Origin of the sequence: Klebsiella sp. 64 (genome assembly GCF_018223915.1) — a bacterium.
GTDB classification, from domain to species: domain Bacteria; phylum Pseudomonadota; class Gammaproteobacteria; order Enterobacterales; family Enterobacteriaceae; genus Klebsiella; species Klebsiella pneumoniae.
The window spans coordinates 71,006-87,367 of sequence record NZ_JAGRQZ010000007.1; the positions used below are offsets into that span (position 1 = coordinate 71,006).

The 16,362-nt window shown below is 57.8% G+C and carries 11 protein-coding genes; 5 read left to right on the top strand and 6 right to left on the bottom strand.

The genetic code is table 11. The features are described from left to right. The first annotated feature begins 10 nt into the window (after positions 1–10). From KHQ23_RS07660 to KHQ23_RS07670, 3 genes are all read left to right on the top strand, one after another. Complete coding sequence (locus tag KHQ23_RS07660) at positions 11–835, top strand: PTS system mannose/fructose/sorbose family transporter subunit IID (RefSeq protein WP_002884590.1); 825 nt, start codon at positions 11–13, stop codon at positions 833–835. Between the two features lie 72 nt (positions 836–907). Next, positions 908–2,140: an L-sorbose 1-phosphate reductase gene (sorE, locus tag KHQ23_RS07665; RefSeq protein WP_002884587.1), complete on the top strand. Its 1,233-nt coding sequence runs from the start codon at positions 908–910 to the stop codon at positions 2,138–2,140. Continuing rightward, positions 2,133–2,942, top strand: a complete 810-nt coding sequence (locus KHQ23_RS07670; RefSeq protein WP_002884583.1) for a shikimate 5-dehydrogenase — start codon at positions 2,133–2,135, stop codon at positions 2,940–2,942. The genes sorE and KHQ23_RS07670 overlap by 8 nt, the downstream gene beginning before the upstream one ends. An 87-nt stretch (positions 2,943–3,029) precedes the next feature. On the opposite strand, the gene KHQ23_RS07675 is transcribed toward KHQ23_RS07670, so the two are convergent. Next, positions 3,030–4,661 (bottom strand): Na/Pi cotransporter family protein, encoded by a 1,632-nt coding sequence (locus KHQ23_RS07675; protein WP_002884582.1) that lies wholly within the window; start codon positions 4,659–4,661, stop codon positions 3,030–3,032. Between the two features lie 129 nt (positions 4,662–4,790). After that, positions 4,791–8,474: a methionine synthase gene (gene metH, locus KHQ23_RS07680; protein WP_015959249.1), complete on the bottom strand. Its 3,684-nt coding sequence runs from the start codon at positions 8,472–8,474 to the stop codon at positions 4,791–4,793. Between the two features lie 194 nt (positions 8,475–8,668). Between metH and iclR the strand changes: the two genes are divergently transcribed. Further along, on the top strand, positions 8,669–9,499 hold the full coding sequence (gene iclR, locus KHQ23_RS07685) for a glyoxylate bypass operon transcriptional repressor IclR (protein ID WP_002884578.1): 831 nt from the start codon (positions 8,669–8,671) through the stop codon (positions 9,497–9,499). Positions 9,500–9,549: 50 nt separating this feature from the next. On the opposite strand, the gene aceK is transcribed toward iclR, so the two are convergent. The 4 genes from aceK to metA form a co-directional block, all read right to left on the bottom strand. Then, entirely contained in the window at positions 9,550–11,334 is a 1,785-nt protein-coding gene (aceK, locus tag KHQ23_RS07690; RefSeq protein WP_002884575.1) for a bifunctional isocitrate dehydrogenase kinase/phosphatase, read from the bottom strand. Positions 11,335–11,436: 102 nt separating this feature from the next. Next, positions 11,437–12,741 carry an isocitrate lyase gene (gene aceA / locus KHQ23_RS07695; RefSeq protein ID WP_002884570.1) on the bottom strand — a complete coding sequence of 435 codons (1,305 nt, stop codon included), beginning with the start codon at positions 12,739–12,741 and terminating at the stop codon, positions 11,437–11,439. Positions 12,742–12,820: 79 nt separating this feature from the next. Further along, positions 12,821–14,422, bottom strand: a complete 1,602-nt coding sequence (gene aceB, locus KHQ23_RS07700) for a malate synthase A (RefSeq protein WP_002884559.1) — start codon at positions 14,420–14,422, stop codon at positions 12,821–12,823. A gap of 260 nt (positions 14,423–14,682) precedes the next feature. Beyond that, entirely contained in the window at positions 14,683–15,612 is a 930-nt protein-coding gene (gene metA / locus KHQ23_RS07705; protein WP_004146576.1) for a homoserine O-succinyltransferase, read from the bottom strand. Positions 15,613–15,768: 156 nt separating this feature from the next. On the opposite strand from metA, the gene KHQ23_RS07710 reads away from it, so the two are divergent. After that, positions 15,769–16,230 (top strand): acetyltransferase, encoded by a 462-nt coding sequence (locus KHQ23_RS07710; protein ID WP_004178258.1) that lies wholly within the window; start codon positions 15,769–15,771, stop codon positions 16,228–16,230. Positions 16,231–16,362 lie beyond the last annotated feature (132 nt).

The following is a 16,362-nucleotide window of genomic DNA, read 5'->3' on the forward strand; positions in this document are numbered from 1 at the left end:
GGAGCCGAAAATGGAACAGAAAAAAATCACGCAAGGCGACCTGGTGAGCATGTTTCTCCGCTCCAACCTCCAGCAGGCCTCCTTTAACTTCGAACGTATTCATGGCCTGGGGTTTTGCTACGACATGATCCCGGCGATCAAACGCCTGTATCCGCTCAAAGCCGATCAGGTCGCGGCGCTGAAGCGTCATCTGGTGTTCTTTAATACCACGCCGGCGGTGTGTGGCCCGGTGATCGGCGTCACCGCCGCCATGGAGGAGGCCCGGGCTAACGGCGCGGCCATTGACGATGGCGCTATCAACGGCATCAAAGTGGGTCTGATGGGCCCGCTGGCCGGCGTCGGCGACCCGCTGGTCTGGGGCACGCTGCGGCCGATTACCGCGGCCCTTGGCGCCTCGCTGGCCCTCTCCGGCAACATTCTGGGACCTTTGTTATTTTTCTTTATTTTCAATGCAGTGCGGCTGGCAATGAAGTGGTACGGCCTGCAACTGGGCTTCCGTAAAGGGGTCAATATCGTCAGCGATATGGGCGGTAACCTGCTGCAGAAGCTGACCGAAGGCGCCTCCATTCTCGGCCTGTTTGTCATGGGGGTGCTGGTGACCAAATGGACCACCATCAATGTGCCGCTGGTGGTTTCCCAAACGCCCGGTGCAGACGGCGCCACCGTCACGATGACCGTCCAGAACATCCTCGATCAGCTCTGCCCCGGCCTGCTGGCGCTGGGCCTGACGCTACTGATGGTGCGTCTGCTGAACAAGAAAGTGAATCCGGTCTGGCTGATTTTCGCCCTTTTCGGCTTAGGCATTATCGGCAACGCCCTCGGCTTTCTGTCCTGATTATTCCGCCCCGGCGATGCCGGGGTGACGTCAACAACATAGCCCCGAAAGATGAAGGGGATGAGGTGGTTTATGCAAACAACAACGGCCCTGCGCCTGTATGGCAAACGAGACCTGCGCCTGGAAACCTTTACCCTCCCGGCGATGCAGGACGATGAGATCCTCGCCCGGGTGGTCACGGACAGCCTGTGTCTTTCCTCATGGAAAGAGGCCAATCAGGGTGCCGATCATAAAAAGGTGCCAGATGATGTGGCCACCAGGCCCATTATTATCGGTCATGAATTCTGCGGCGAAATCCTTGCCGTCGGTAAAAAGTGGCAGCATAAGTTTCAGCCAGGGCAGCGCTACGTGATCCAGGCCAACCTGCAGTTGCCCGACCGACCCGACTGCCCCGGCTACTCATTCCCATGGATCGGTGGCGAAGCCACCCATGTGGTGATCCCCAATGAGGTGATGGCGCAGGATTGCCTGCTCACCTGGGAGGGGGATACCTGGTTTGAAGGATCGCTGGTGGAGCCGCTCTCCTGCGTCATTGGCGCTTTCAACGCCAATTATCATCTGCAGGAGGGGAGTTACAACCACGTGATGGGGATCCGTCCTCAGGGACACACTCTGATCCTGGGCGGGACGGGGCCGATGGGGCTGCTGGCTATCGACTATGCGCTGCACGGCCCCATCAATCCTTCACTACTGGTAGTGACCGATACCAATAAGCCGAAGCTCAGCTACGCCCGCCGTCATTACCCCTCTGAGCCGCAGACGCTGATCCACTACCTCGACGGCCATGAGGCCAGTCGCGATACGCTACTGGCGCTCAGCGGCGGCCATGGCTTCGACGATATCTTCGTGTTTGTGCCAAACGAACAGCTGATCACCCTGGCCTCCTCGTTGCTGGCTCCGGACGGCTGCCTGAATTTCTTTGCTGGCCCCCAGGATAAGCAATTCAGCGCCCCGATCAACTTCTACGACGTGCACTACGCCTTTACCCACTACGTCGGCACCTCCGGCGGTAATACTGACGATATGCGCGCCGCGGTGGCGCTGATGCAGGCGAAAAAGGTCCAGACGGCGAAAGTGGTCACCCATATTCTCGGCCTGAACGCCGCGGGCGAAACCACCCTCGATCTGCCTGCCGTCGGCGGGGGAAAAAAGCTGGTGTATACCGGAAAAGCCTTCCCGCTCACGCCGCTGGGCGAGATCGCCGATCCCGAACTGGCAGCGATTGTGGCGCGTCACCATGGGATCTGGTCCCAGGAGGCTGAAGCGTATCTGCTGGCCCACGCGGAGGATATTACGCATGATTAACCGCGATACGCTGCTGTGCATCTCCCTGGCGGGTCGCCCCGGCAACTTCGGCACCCGCTTTCATAACTATCTGTATGACAAGCTGGGATTGAACTACCTCTACAAAGCCTTTACGACTAAGGATATTGAGGCGGCGGTAAAAGGGGTTCGCGCATTGGGTATCCGCGGCTGTGCGGTCTCCATGCCGTTTAAAGAGAGCTGCATACCGTTTCTTGACGCGATCGATCCGTCAGCAAAAGTCATCGACTCCGTCAACACCATCGTCAACGACGACGGGAAGTTAACCGGGCTAAACACCGATTACATCGCGGTCAAAAGCCTGATCGCCAGCCATCGGCTCGATACCAACGCCAGAGTGATGATTCAGGGTAGCGGCGGCATGGGGAAAGCCGTCATTGCCGCCTTCCGTGATGCCGGTTTCCGCGACGTGATCATTGCGGCCCGCAATCGCCAGCGCGGCCTGGCGCTGGCAAAACAGTATGGCTTTCAGTGGCAGCCCCTGCCCGAAGGGATCGCAGCCGAGATTCTGGTCAATGTCACACCGCTGGGCATGGCGGGGGGAGCGGAAAGCAACACGCTGGCGTTCAGCGAGGCCATGGTGGCCCAGGCCAGCGTCGTGTTTGACGTGGTCGCGTTGCCGGCGGAAACTCCGCTGATCCGCCTGGCGCAACAACGGGGTAAGCAAACCATCAGCGGTGCGGAAGTTATTGCCCTGCAAGCCGTCGAGCAGTTTGCCCTTTATACCGGCGTACGGCCGGATAGCGCGCTGGTGGCAGAGGCCTCGGCGTTTGCCAGAAGCTAGGATGTCCCTCCCGGGAAGGCGTCAGCCACGTCCCGGGAGGGCTACCTCGCCAGAAAAGAAGCGACATAAACGGAAAAATAATCCGTCTCAGTAGTCATCCCGTTCGTCGTCTTCATCCGGCTGCTCCATCACGCTGTAAGCCACCGAGCAGAACAGGCTGTTCAGACGCTTCATATCCCCCAGCAGCGCCAGGTGCAACGTACTGGTTTCGATGCTCTGCACGTTCTGCTGATGCAGACGGTCAACGTGCGCATGCGAGTAGCGGCGGTTAAGAATGCGGAACCGGTGTTTGCTGCGCCGCAGGCGGCGGGCGCTGGGCACATCGCTGGAGAAGAAGACCGACATCGCCAGCTGCAGGTTGCTGAGCAGCAGATCGTACAGCGCATCAAGCTCCTTTAACCCTTCTACCGAGAAGGCGCGCCGCGCCGCCAGCGATTTATCGGCGATCTCGCTGCCCATTCGCTCGACGATATCGGACGCCTGTTCGAGGTTTAACGACATCTCAATAATTTCCGCCCAGCGCCGGGATTCCTCTTCCGCCAGCTCATCCTTTGGCATTCGCGCCAGATAGAGCTTAATAGCGGTGTAAAGTACGTTGATATCATCCGCCATACGGCGCAGCTCTTTCTCCTGACGCGGTTCGCCATGCATCACCTTGTGCAGGCTCTCCAGCATCTGCTCCATCGCGTCACCAATGCGCAGCGTCTCACGCGCGGCATTGGCCAGCGCCAGCGCCGGGGTGTCCAGCGCCGACGGGTCGAGATGCTTGGGTTTGAGATGGTTATCCAGCTCGGGCTCATCGCGGATCAGACGCTGGCACAGCTTCGCCATCGGTCCGGCAAAGGGCACCATCGCGATGCAGCGCAGCAGGTTGTAAAAGACGTGGAAGTAGATAACCAGCTCGGACTCGGCCAACGGCAGCTTTTGCATCGCCGCGGCCAGCGGATGGACGAACGGCAGAATAATCAGACTCCCCACCAGCTTAAACAGCAGGCTGCCCAGCGCCACCCGGCGCGCCGCCGCGTTCGCCGCGCTGTTGTTAAGCATCGCCAGCAGCCCCGATCCCAGGTTGGCGCCAATCACCAGACACAGCGCCACCGGGAAAGAGATCGCTCCCGCCGCGGTCAGCGTCGCCGTTAACAGCACCGCCGCCAGGCTGGAGTAGCTAATGATTGCAAATACGGCGCCAATCAAAGCATCCAGCATGATATCGCCGGTCAGCGAGGCGAAAATCACCTGCACACCGTTCGCCTGGGTTATGGGGTGTACGGCCTGGACAATCAGCTCGAGGGCCAACAGGATCAGCCCCAGACCAATCCCCACCCGTCCAAGCTGCCCGGCGCGGGTCTGCTTGCGGCCGAGGAAGAAAATCACCCCGATAAATATCAACAACGGCGACAGCCACGACAGGTCGAAGGTCAACACCCTCGCCATCAGCGCCGTCCCGACGTCGGCCCCCAGCACCATCACCAGCGCTGGCATCAGACCCACTAAATCCTGGGCGACAAATGAGGTCACCAGCATGGTGGTGGCGTTACTGCTTTGCACCAGCGCAGTCACGCCAAGACCCGCGCAGAAGGCGAGCGGCTTTTTCTCTACGCTGCTACTGAGAACGGTACGCAGGCGAGCGCCATAGACGCGCATCACCCCGGTACGCACGATATGCGTGCCCCACACCAGCAGAGCAACCGCGGACAACAGGTGTAGCAGAGTTAACACGGAATCAGCTTCTCCTTATCGTTATAGGTTTTCCGAAGTTCAGGAACCTATCTCAGTATAAGGGGTTAACCTCAATAAAGAGACAAGGCGCTCACAGAGCGCCTTGTTTGTTGTAAGGAAAGATGACGACTAGTCCGCATCATAGCCCAGATTAGGCGCTAACCAGCGCTCGACCTCCGCCGGCGTCATTCCTTTACGCAGCGCGTAATCTTCGACCTGATCGCGCTGGATCTGCGCCACGGCGAAGTACTTGCTATCCGGATGGCTGAAGTACCAGCCGGAAACCGATGCGCCCGGCCACATGGCGAACGATTCGGTGAGCTTCATGCCGGTATGGGCTTCAACGTCCAGTAGCTGCCAGATGGTCCCCTTTTCGGTATGCTCCGGACAGGCCGGATATCCCGGCGCCGGTCGGATCCCCTGGTAGTTCTCGCGAATAAGCTCCTCATTGCTGAGGTTCTCATTGGCCGCATATCCCCAGTAAACCTTGCGCACTTTCTCATGCAGATACTCGGCAAAGGCCTCCGCCAGGCGATCGGCGATGGCCTTGATCATGATCTTGTTATAGTCATCATGCTGCGCTTCATAGGCATCCGCCAGCGCGTCCTCTTCCAGGCCGCCGGTCACGGCGAAGGCGCCGATGTAGTCCGCCTTGCCGCTCAGCTTCGGCGCGACAAAATCGGCGAGGCAGTAGTTGGCGAAGCCAACCTTCTCCGTCTGCTGGCGCAGATGATGGCTCACCGTCAGCACGTGGGTGCGGGTTTCATCGCGATAGATTTCAATATCGTCGCCCACGCGGTTGGCCGGGAACAGACCCACCACGCCCCGCGGGTTCAGGGTTTTCTCTGCGCTCAGCTTATCCAGCAGCTCGTTAGCGTCTTTGAACAGGCGCTGCGCCTCTTCCCCTACCACTTCATCTTCCAGAATGCGCGGATATTTACCCGCGAGCGACCAGGTCATGAAGAACGGCGTCCAGTCGATGTAGTTGCGCAGAGTCTCGATACTGGCTTCCACCGTCTGTACTCCCAGACGATGAGCCACCGGCGGCGTGTAGCTCTCCCAGTCAAAGGCCAGATCGTTTTCCCGCGCGGCGGCAAGGGTCACCGGCGGCGTACGCGGTTTTTTACGCCCATGCTGGATACGCACCGTTTCATACTCTTTGCGCGTGCGGGCGACAAACTCGTCGCGCTGCGTGTCCGAGAGCAGCGCAGACACCACGCCGACGGTGCGCGAGGCGTTCTGTACGTAAACGGTCGGGCCGCTGTAGTTCTGCTCGATTTTCACCGCCGTATGCGCTTTCGAGGTGGTCGCGCCGCCTATCAGCAGCGGGATGGTAAAGCCCTGGCGCTCCATCTCTTTCGCCACATTAACCATCTCGTCCAGCGATGGGGTAATCAGCCCGGAAAGACCAATTAGATCCGCGTTTACCTCTTTGGCCGTTTTGAGAATTTTATCCGCCGGGACCATCACGCCAAGATCGATGATTTCGTAGTTATTGCACTGCAGCACCACGCCGACGATGTTTTTGCCAATGTCATGAACGTCGCCTTTTACCGTGGCAATCACCATTTTGCCGTTACTGGAGCCCTGCTCTTTACTGGCTTCAATAAACGGCTCAAGGTAGGCCACCGCCTGTTTCATTACACGGGCGGATTTCACCACCTGCGGCAGGAACATTTTGCCTTCGCCGAACAGATCGCCGACCACGTTCATGCCGTCCATCAGCGGCCCTTCAATGACCTCAATCGGGCGGGCGGCCTGCTGACGCGCTTCTTCGGTGTCCTGTTCGATAAATTCGGTAATGCCCTTCACCAGCGAATATTCGAGGCGTTTTTTCACTTCCCAGGTGCGCCACTCCGCCTGCTGGGCATTCGCGCCGTCGTCCGCTTTGCTGCCGCGATATTTTTCCGCCAGCTCAAGTAACCGTTCGGTACTGTCATCGCGGCGGTTGAGGATCACGTCTTCGACCGCGTCGCGCAGCTCGCCCGGGAGGTCATCATAGATGGCCAGCTGACCGGCGTTGACGATCCCCATGTCCATGCCGTTGCGGATCGCGTAGTAGAGGAATACGGCGTGGATCGCCTCACGTACCGGGTCATTACCGCGGAAGGAGAAGGAGACGTTGGAGACCCCGCCGGAGATTAGCGCATGCGGCAGCTCGCGTTTGATGTCTTCGCAGGCGCCGATAAAGTCCTGTGCGTAGTTGTTATGCTCTTCGATACCGGTGGCGACGGCAAAGATATTGGGGTCGAAGATAATATCTTCCGGCGGGAAGCCGACCTCTTCGGTGAGGATTTTGTAGGCGCGACGGCAAATCTCAATTTTACGTTCGCGGGTGTCGGCCTGACCAACCTCGTCGAAAGCCATCACCACCACTGCGGCGCCGTAGCGGCGAACCAGTTTCGCATGGTGGATAAAGGATTCGACGCCCTCTTTCATCGAAATCGAGTTAACGATGCCTTTGCCCTGAATACATTTCAGGCCCTTTTCAATGACTTCCCACTTGGAGGAGTCAATCATGATCGGCACGCGGGCAATGTCCGGCTCGCCGGCAATCAGGTTAAGGAAACGCACCATCGCCGCTTCCGCGTCGAGCATCCCCTCGTCCATGTTGATATCGATAATCTGCGCGCCGCTTTCCACCTGCTGACGCGCAACGTCCAGCGCTTCGCTGTACTTCTCTTCTTTAATCAGCCTCTTAAATTTCGCCGAGCCGGTGACGTTAGTTCGTTCACCGACGTTAACGAACAGGCTATCGTCGCCGATATTCAACGGCTCCAGGCCGGCGAGGCGGCAGGCCACCGCAATTTCCGGCAACTGACGCGGCGGCAGGCCCGCTACCGCCCGGCTCATGGCGGCGATATGCTCCGGGGTGGTACCGCAGCAGCCGCCAACGATATTAAGGAAACCGGCTTCCGCCCATTCGCGAATTTGCGTCGCCATGGTGTCGGCGTCCAGATCGTATTCGCCGAAGGCGTTGGGCAGGCCGGCGTTCGGGTGCGCGGTGACGTAGCATTCGGCAATGCGCGACAGCTCCTGGACGTACTGCCGCAGCTCGTCCGGCCCGAGGGCGCAGTTCAGACCAAACGATAAGGCTTCGGCGTGACGCAGCGAGTTATAAAAGGCTTCGGTGGTCTGTCCGGAAAGCGTGCGGCCAGAGGCATCGGTAATGGTCCCGGAGATCATCAGCGGCAGGTCAACGCCTAACGCCTCCAGCTCCTCTTTCACCGCATAGATGGCCGCTTTAGCGTTCAGGGTGTCAAACACCGTTTCAATCAGGATCAGATCCACGCCGCCTTCCGCCAGCGCCCGGGTGGATTCGCGATAGGCGGCCACCAGCTGGTCAAAGGTAATATTACGGAACGCCGGATCGTTCACATCAGGCGAGATAGAGGCGGTGCGGTTGGTCGGGCCAAGCACGCCCGCGACATAGCGCGGTTTTTCCGGCGTGCGGGCCGTCCAGGCGTCGGCGCTGGCGCGGGCCAGCTTCGCCGCGGCAAAGTTGATCTCGGCCGACAGGGATTCCATCTGGTAATCCGCCATCGCGATGGTCGTCGAGTTAAAGGTGTTGGTCTCAATGATATCCGCGCCGGCCTCGAAATAGGCGTCGTGGATCTCGCGGATCACTTCGGGTTTGCTGAGCACCAGCAGGTCGTTGTTGCCTTTCAGGTCGCACGGCCAGTCAGCAAAGCGCTCACCGCGAAAGTCCTGCTCACTCAGACGATAGCCCTGGATCATGGTGCCCATGCCCCCATCCAGAACCAGAATACGTTCTTTTAACTGCTGATGCAGTTGCTCAACTTTGCTGCTCACACTTGCTCCCGACAACGCTCGACTCAGGCCAAATAGCCAACAAACCATACTGGCATAAACCACCGGAGCGGAAAAGACAACAACGGGCAATATGAGACATGTTCAGCTTCACTCCTCCGATGAGTCCGGTTGTGATTGCATTATTGCCAAATAAAACGAAAATTATTTCCACGATACAGAAAAAGGAGTTCGCGATGGCCACAACCCCCATTCCCGCGAAACGCGGCAGAAAACCCGCGGCTGCCACTGCCCAGCAGGCTGGCGGTCAGGTTCAGTCGCTGACCCGCGGCCTGAAATTACTCGAATGGATTGCCGAGTCCCACAGCAGCGTCGCGCTGACCGAACTGGCGCAGCAGGCGGGTCTGCCCAACTCCACGACTCACCGTCTGCTGACCACCATGCAACAGCTGGGCTTCGTCCGCCAGGTTGGCGAGCTGGGTCACTGGGCCGTAGGGGCGCATGCTTTCGTGGTCGGCAGCAGCTTTCTACAAAGCCGCAATCTGCTGGCCATTGTCCACCCGATCCTGCGCCAGCTGATGGAAGATTCCGGTGAAACGGTGAATCTGGCGGTGCTCGACCAGAGCGACCACCAGGCGATCATTATCGATCAGGTGCAGTGCACCCAGCTGATGCGGATGTCGGCGCCAATCGGCGGTAAACTGCCGATGCACGCTTCCGGCGCCGGGAAGGCGTTTCTCGCGCAGCTGAGCGAAGAGCAGGTCACCAGTCTGCTGCACCGTAAAGGGCTGCATGCCTATACGCATGCCACGCTGGTCTCCCCGCTGCATCTGAAGGAAGATTTAGCCCAGACCCGCAAGCGGGGCTACTCTTTCGATGATGAGGAGCACGCGCTCGGCCTGCGCTGCGTCGCCGCCTGCATTTACGATGAACATCGCGAACCGTTCGCGGCAATCTCCATCTCAGGCCCCATCTCGCGTATGACCGATGATCGGGTGACTGAGCTGGGCGCGCTGGTGATCAAGGCGGCGAAGGAAGTGACGCTGGCGTATGGCGGGGTTAAATAAAAAAATGCCCCAGAAGGGCATTTTAAGTAGGCCTGATAAGCGTAGCGCCATCAGGCAGATCGGCGCACCTTGCCGGATGGCGGCGTAAACGCCTTATCCGGTCTACTGTCGGCGCCATAGCGCACGCTAAAACGCTGCTTGCGCCGGTAGGCGTAGACATCTTCCACATGGCCGTTTTTAATCCGCATCTGCAGTGCGCGCCAGTAGTCGGCGCGCAGCAGGTCGGCATGCATCTCTTCAAACAGTGGCCCAATGCGCGGGTCGGCGCACAGCCAGTGGCGGAACTCCTCCGGAAACACATCGCCAGGCGAAACGCTGTACCACGGCTCGCTGGCCAGCTCATCCTCCGGATAGCGCGGCGGCGGGATCTCGCGAAAATTCACTTCCGTCATATAGCAGATTTCATCATAGTCGTAGAACACCACCCGGCCATGGCGGGTGACGCCGAAGTTTTTAAATAACATATCGCCGGGAAAGATGTTGGCGGCGGCCAGCTGGCGGATAGCATTGCCATACTCTTCTACCGCATCACGCAATGCCTGGCCGTTAACCTGCTCCAGCCACAGGTTGAGCGGCACCATTCGCCGTTCAATATAGAGATGGCTGATGACGATGCGGTCGCCGAGATCGGTGAGTTTGTTCCCCGCTTCCGCCTGCAGCAGCGCCAGCAGCGCCGGCGCGATTTGCCGTTTATCCAGCACGAAATTTTCAAACTCCTGGGTGTCCGCCATCCGCCCGACGCGGTCATGCTCCTTTACCAGCTGATAGCAAGCCCGCACATGGGCGGCGGTCATCTCTTTCTGCGGCGCGAAGCGGTCCTTGATCACCTTAAACACCCGGTCAAAGCCCGGCAGGGTAAACACCAGCATCACCATCCCGCGAATACCCGGCGCTTCAATAAACTGCTCATCGCAGCGAGTAATGTAGTGTAGATATTCGCGATAGCTTTCGGTTTTGGCATGCTTCTGACAGCCAATCGCCATGTACAACTCGGCCGTCGTTTTACCCGGCAAGATCTCGCGCAGCCATTCCACCAGGGCGCCGGGCAACGGCGCATAAACCATAAAATAGGAACGCGCGAAGCCAAAAACGATACTCGCTTCGGCATGGGTTGTGAGGCAGGTGTCAACAAACAGCTCACCCTCTTCGCTGCGGTGGATCGGCAGCAAAAAAGGCAGCGTCGCCATCGGCATGACCAGTTTGCCCACCAGCCAGGCGGCTTTATTGCGGTAGAACAGCTCATTGGCGACCTGCAGATGACAGGTGGCGAGCAGTTCCTCCCCCAGCGCCTCCTGCAGACTGGCAATGATATAGCCGATATCCCGCGCTTTGTTTTGCCACGGTAGCCGCAGCGGCAGATCGGACAGTACTTTACCCAGCAGGTGCGACCAACCGCGTTCCGGAAAGAAATCTTTCGCCAGCGGTCGCGGGAGGGTACGAAAGGGTCGCTCGGGCTGCGAGCTGAAAATAAAGAGCCGCTCGGGGGTCAGCGAGCGGTGGTCAAACAGGCGGCAATAGACCGAATTGAAAAAGCTCTCAGCAATTTCAAAGCGAGGGTAATCCGGTAAAAGTTGGGTGTACTGCTGTTTCACCCGCAGAAGAAAATCGACGTCGGTGCTTTTCCCTTCGGTGATGCAGCGCAGCTGCTCTACTACCAGGCCCACGTGGTGATCGTAGAGATGGATCCGCTGCTTCATCGCCTGCTGCACGGCGTGCCAGTCAGCCTGTTCAAAGCGCTGCTGCGCGCCGGAAGTGACTTCAAGAAAACGCCCATACTGCGCGTCAAATCCCTGCAATATCGTTTGGGCAATCAGTAATTCCAGACCACGCGTCATCGCTTTCCCCCATCCGGCGCCACGTCATGCCGGATGGCGCGCTCGCTTATCCGGCCTGCGTCCTCTTGCAGGCCCGGTCAGCGTCGCGCCACCGGGCATGGCTTAAAACTGCTCTTCTTCGGTCGAGCCGGTCAGCGCCGTTACCGACGAGGTGCCACCCTGGATAATGGTGGTGACCTTGTCGAAGTAGCCGGTGCCCACCTCCTGCTGATGCGAGACGAAGGTGTAGCCTTCCGGCCCGGCGGCGAATTCCGGCTGCTGCACTTTCTCAACATAGTGGCGCATCCCCTCACCCTGAGCGTAGGCATGGGCGAGGTCGAACATGTTGAACCACATGCTGTGGATCCCCGCGAGGGTAATAAACTGGTATTTGTATCCCATGTCCGACAGCTGCTGCTGGAAGCTGGCGATGGTTTTATCATCGAGATTTTTCTTCCAGTTAAACGACGGCGAGCAGTTATAGGCCAGCAGTTTGCCCGGGAAACGCGCATGGATAGCCTCGGCAAAGCGGCGCGCCTGCTCGAGATCCGGTTTCGACGTTTCACACCACACCAGATCCGCATACGGCGCGTAGGCCAGCCCGCGGCTGATCGCCTGCTCGATCCCGGCGTGGGTGCGGAAGAACCCTTCGCTGGTGCGATCCCCGGTAATAAACTCACGATCGTACGGATCGCAGTCTGAGGTAATTAAATCCGCGGCGTCGGCATCGGTACGGGCGATGACCAGCGTCGGGACCCCCATCACGTCGGCCGCCAGACGCGCCGCCACCAGCTTCTGAATCGCCTCCTGAGTCGGAACCAGCACTTTACCGCCCATATGGCCGCACTTCTTCACCGATGCCAGCTGATCTTCGAAGTGAACAGCCGCTGCACCGGCTTCAATCATCGATTTCATCAGCTCAAAGGCGTTCAGGACGCCGCCAAAACCGGCCTCCGCATCCGCCACGATCGGCAGGAAGTAGTCGATAAAGCGCGGATCGTTCGGTTCAATTCCCGCTGACCACTGGATCTGATCGGCGCGGCGGAAGGTGTTGTTGATCCGATCCACCACCGCCGGTACCGAGTTGGCCGGATACAGCGATTGATCCGGATACATGCTGGACGCCAGGTTAGCATCCGCCGCCACCTGCCAGCCGGAGAGATAAATGGCTTCGATACCCGCCTTCGCCTGCTGCAAGGCCTGGCCGCCGGTCAGCGCGCCGAGACTGTTGACGTACCCTTTTTTCGCCTCCCCGTGCAGCAGACGCCACAGTTTCGCCGCGCCAAGCTGCGCCAGCGTGCATTCCGGATTCACCGAGCCGCGTAACTTCACCACCTCTTCCGCGCTGTAGGGACGGGTAATGCCTTCCCAGCGCGGGTTCGTCCATTCTTTGTTTAATTCTTCGATTTGTTGGGTACGGGTTTTCATGTGCAGATGCTCCATATAATTTCCTGGCTCCCCAGGCTCATAGGTGAAGGACTAAATGGCGAACCACACCATCTGGCGATTAGGCCAGCAGGCGGTAGCCCGGCAATGTCAGAAAATCAATTAGCTCGTCGGAGGTGGTGATCTGCTCCATCAGTCGCGCCGCATCGTCAAAGCGGCCGTGGCTGAAGCGGTGCTCTCCCAGCTCCTCCTGAATCACCATCAGCTCTTCCGCCAGCCACTGGCGGAACAGCGCCTTAGTGACCGGGGTACCGTCGTTCAGGGTTTTCTGATGATGGATCCACTGCCAGATAGAGGTGCGCGAGATCTCGGCCGTTGCGGCGTCTTCCATCAGGCCATAAATCGGTACGCAGCCGTTGCCGGAGATCCACGCTTCGATGTACTGCACCGCCACGCGAATGTTGGCGCGCATTCCGGCTTCCGTGCGTTCGCCCTCGCAGGGAGCCAGCAGTTGTTCAGCGGTAATTGGCGCATCCTCGCTCCGGGTGACCGAGAGCTGATTCGGCTTATCGCCCAGCACGCGGTCAAACACCGCCATGGCGGTATCCGCCAGGCCCGGGTGGGCGATCCAGGTCCCATCGTGACCGTTGTTGGCCTCCAGCTCTTTATCGGCGGTGACTTTACTCAGCACCTGGCGGTTACGTTCGGTATCTTTGCTCGGGATAAACGCCGCCATACCGCCCATCGCAAACGCGCCGCGTTTGTGGCAGGTCTTAATCAACAAGCGTGAGTAGGCGCTGAGGAAGGGTTTATCCATCGTCACCACCTGCCGGTCCGGCAGTACGCGATCCGGATGGTTTTTCAGCGTCTTGATATAACTGAAGATGTAATCCCAGCGGCCGCAGTTCAGGCCAACAATATGGTCGCGCAGCGCATGCAGGATCTCATCCATCTGGAACACCGCTGGCAGCGTCTCAATCAGCAGCGTGGCCTTGATGGTGCCCCGCGGCAGGTCAAAGCGATCTTCCGTAAAACTGAAGACATCGTTCCACCATGCCGCCTCCTGCCAGGCCTGTGTTTTTGGCAGATAGAAGTAGGGACCACTTCCTTTCGCCAGCAGCGCCTGGTAGTTATGAAAGAAATAGAGCGCAAAATCGAACAGGCTGCCGGGGATGGCCTCATTACGCCAGGTCACATGCTTTTCCGGCAGATGCAGGCCGCGCACACGGCATACCAGCACAGCGGGATTGGGCTGCAACTGATAGATTTTGCCGGCCTCGTTGGTGTAGCTGATGGTTCCGTTCACGGCATCGCGCAGGTTGATTTGACCATCAATGACTTTGCGCCAGTCAGGCGCCAGCGAATCCTCAAAGTCCGCCATAAAGACTTTGACGTTGGCATTCAGCGCGTTAATGACCATCTTGCGCTCGACGGGGCCGGTGATTTCCACGCGGCGATCCTGCAAATCAGCCGGGATACCGCGAATAGTCCAGTCGCCATTTCTAATGGAAGCAGTTTCCGAAATAAAATCCGGAAGCTGCCCGTCGTCAATAGCCTGCTGTTGCTGCAAACGCGCGGCCAGCAGCTTATTGCGCGCCGGCGTAAAGCGGCTCACCAGTTCCGTCAGAAATTCTACCGCCTCAGGCGTTAAGATCTGCTTCTCCTGCTCGCCATAGGGCTGACTAAAGGCCAGTTCATCGGTGATTGTCGCCTGCTGCGTCATTGTGCTGCTCCTCTTGGTTGATCCGCTGGAAGCGAGCGAAAGATCGTTGTGCAGTTTTCGCTCAGCACAATTAAGACTACTCAATTAATTTCCAAAATCAAAAACAATTTCCATTTTAATTTTAAATTATCATTAACACATTGATAACAATGAAATTAAAGTTATCATCGTGTATGAAGTGAATTTCGGAAATAAAAAAGGCACCCGAAGGTGCCAGAGGCAAAATGCTGAAACGCTTTAGGATCGTCTCACATAGAGTATTATTCCAGCGTCGGATTCATATGACGCAGATCGTATGGCGTAATCTGGTAGACGTAATAGTTAAGCCAGTTAGCGAACAGCAGATTGCCGTGGCTGCGCCAGGTGGCGCGCGGTTTGTTCTGCGGGTCGTTTTGTGGGAAATAGTTATGAGGTATCTCAGGGTTCAAACCGGCTTCCACATCGCGGAAATATTCACTTGCCAGGGTATTGGCATCGTACTCCGGGTGGCCGGTGACAAAGGCGATGCGCTTATCTTTACTGGCGAACAAATACGCATCGCCCTCTTCCGTCTCCGCGAGGATCTCAAGATCGGTATAGTCGCGAATAAGTCCGGCCGGAAAATCAGCATAGCGTGAGTGCGGGGCCAGGAAAGAGTCGTCGAAACCGCGGGTCAGTAAGGCGTGCGGATGAAGAATATGGTGTTCATAGACGCCGGAAATCTTTTCGGCGCGGGTCTGCTTGGGAATGCCGTACAGAATGTTCAGCGCGGCCTGAACCGCCCAACAGACGAACAGCGTCGAAGTGACGTGATCCTTGGCCCACTCCAGTACCTGTTTGATCTGCGGCCAGTAAGCAACATCGTTAAACTCAACCAGGCCTAAAGGAGCGCCGGTAACAATCAGGCCGTCAAAGTTCTGATCGCAGATCTCATCGAAATTACAGTAAAAGTTATTCAGATGCTCCGCAGGGGTATTACGCGACTCGCGCGCATCGATACGTAATAACTGGATATCCACCTGCAGCGGAGAGTTTGATAGCAGACGCAGGAACTGATTTTCCGTCTCGATTTTCTTCGGCATCAGGTTGAGGATTAACACCTTCAGGGGGCGGATTTCCTGAGTCGTTGCACGTGTTGTCGTCATTACGAAGACGTTTTCATTGCGCAAGAAATTGACGGCTGGCAGCTCGTCCTGCACCCGAATTGGCATAACTGTATTACCTCATAGCATACGTATAAACGTTTAGACATCCAGATAGCTGAAGATAACCAGGAATCGGGTGAATGTCGAGTCTGCATGTTCACGGTGAGAAAATTTCACGGCGCTTGTTGAGTTAGAATATAAGAATGTAGAAAAGGAGAAAGTATGGTTATTAACATCCGCCGTTCCCGGCCTGATGAAGGGGATAAACTGACTGCGATCTGGTGTCGGTCGGTCGACGCCACGCATGATTTTCTGACAAAAGCGTATCGAAAGGAGCTGGAGGAGATGGTACGCGCATTTTTACCGGAGGCTCCGCTGTGGGTGGCGGTTAATACGGAAGACCAGCCGATCGCCTTTATGCTGCTGACCGGAGATCATATGGATGCGCTGTTCGTCGATCCGGATGTCCGCGGCTGTGGCGTGGGGAAGTTGCTGATTGAGCATGCGCTGTCGTTAACGCCGAAGCTGACGACCAATGTAAATGAGCAGAATGAACAAGCGGTCGGGTTTTATCAGAAGATGGGTTTTAGGGTGACAGGGCGCTCTGAAACGGACGATCTGGGGCAACCGTATCCGTTATTGAATTTGATGTATGAGCAGCAGGCTGAAGCAGACTACGATTGACGTCGGTAACTTTGCGGCATTGATGTCCCCTCGGCCAGCAGGTGGCCGAGGATCCGTGGCCCCGGTAAGCGCAGCGCCACCGGGGGGACATGCCGGCACGCTGGCCGGACGACAGAAACGCAAAAAGCCCAT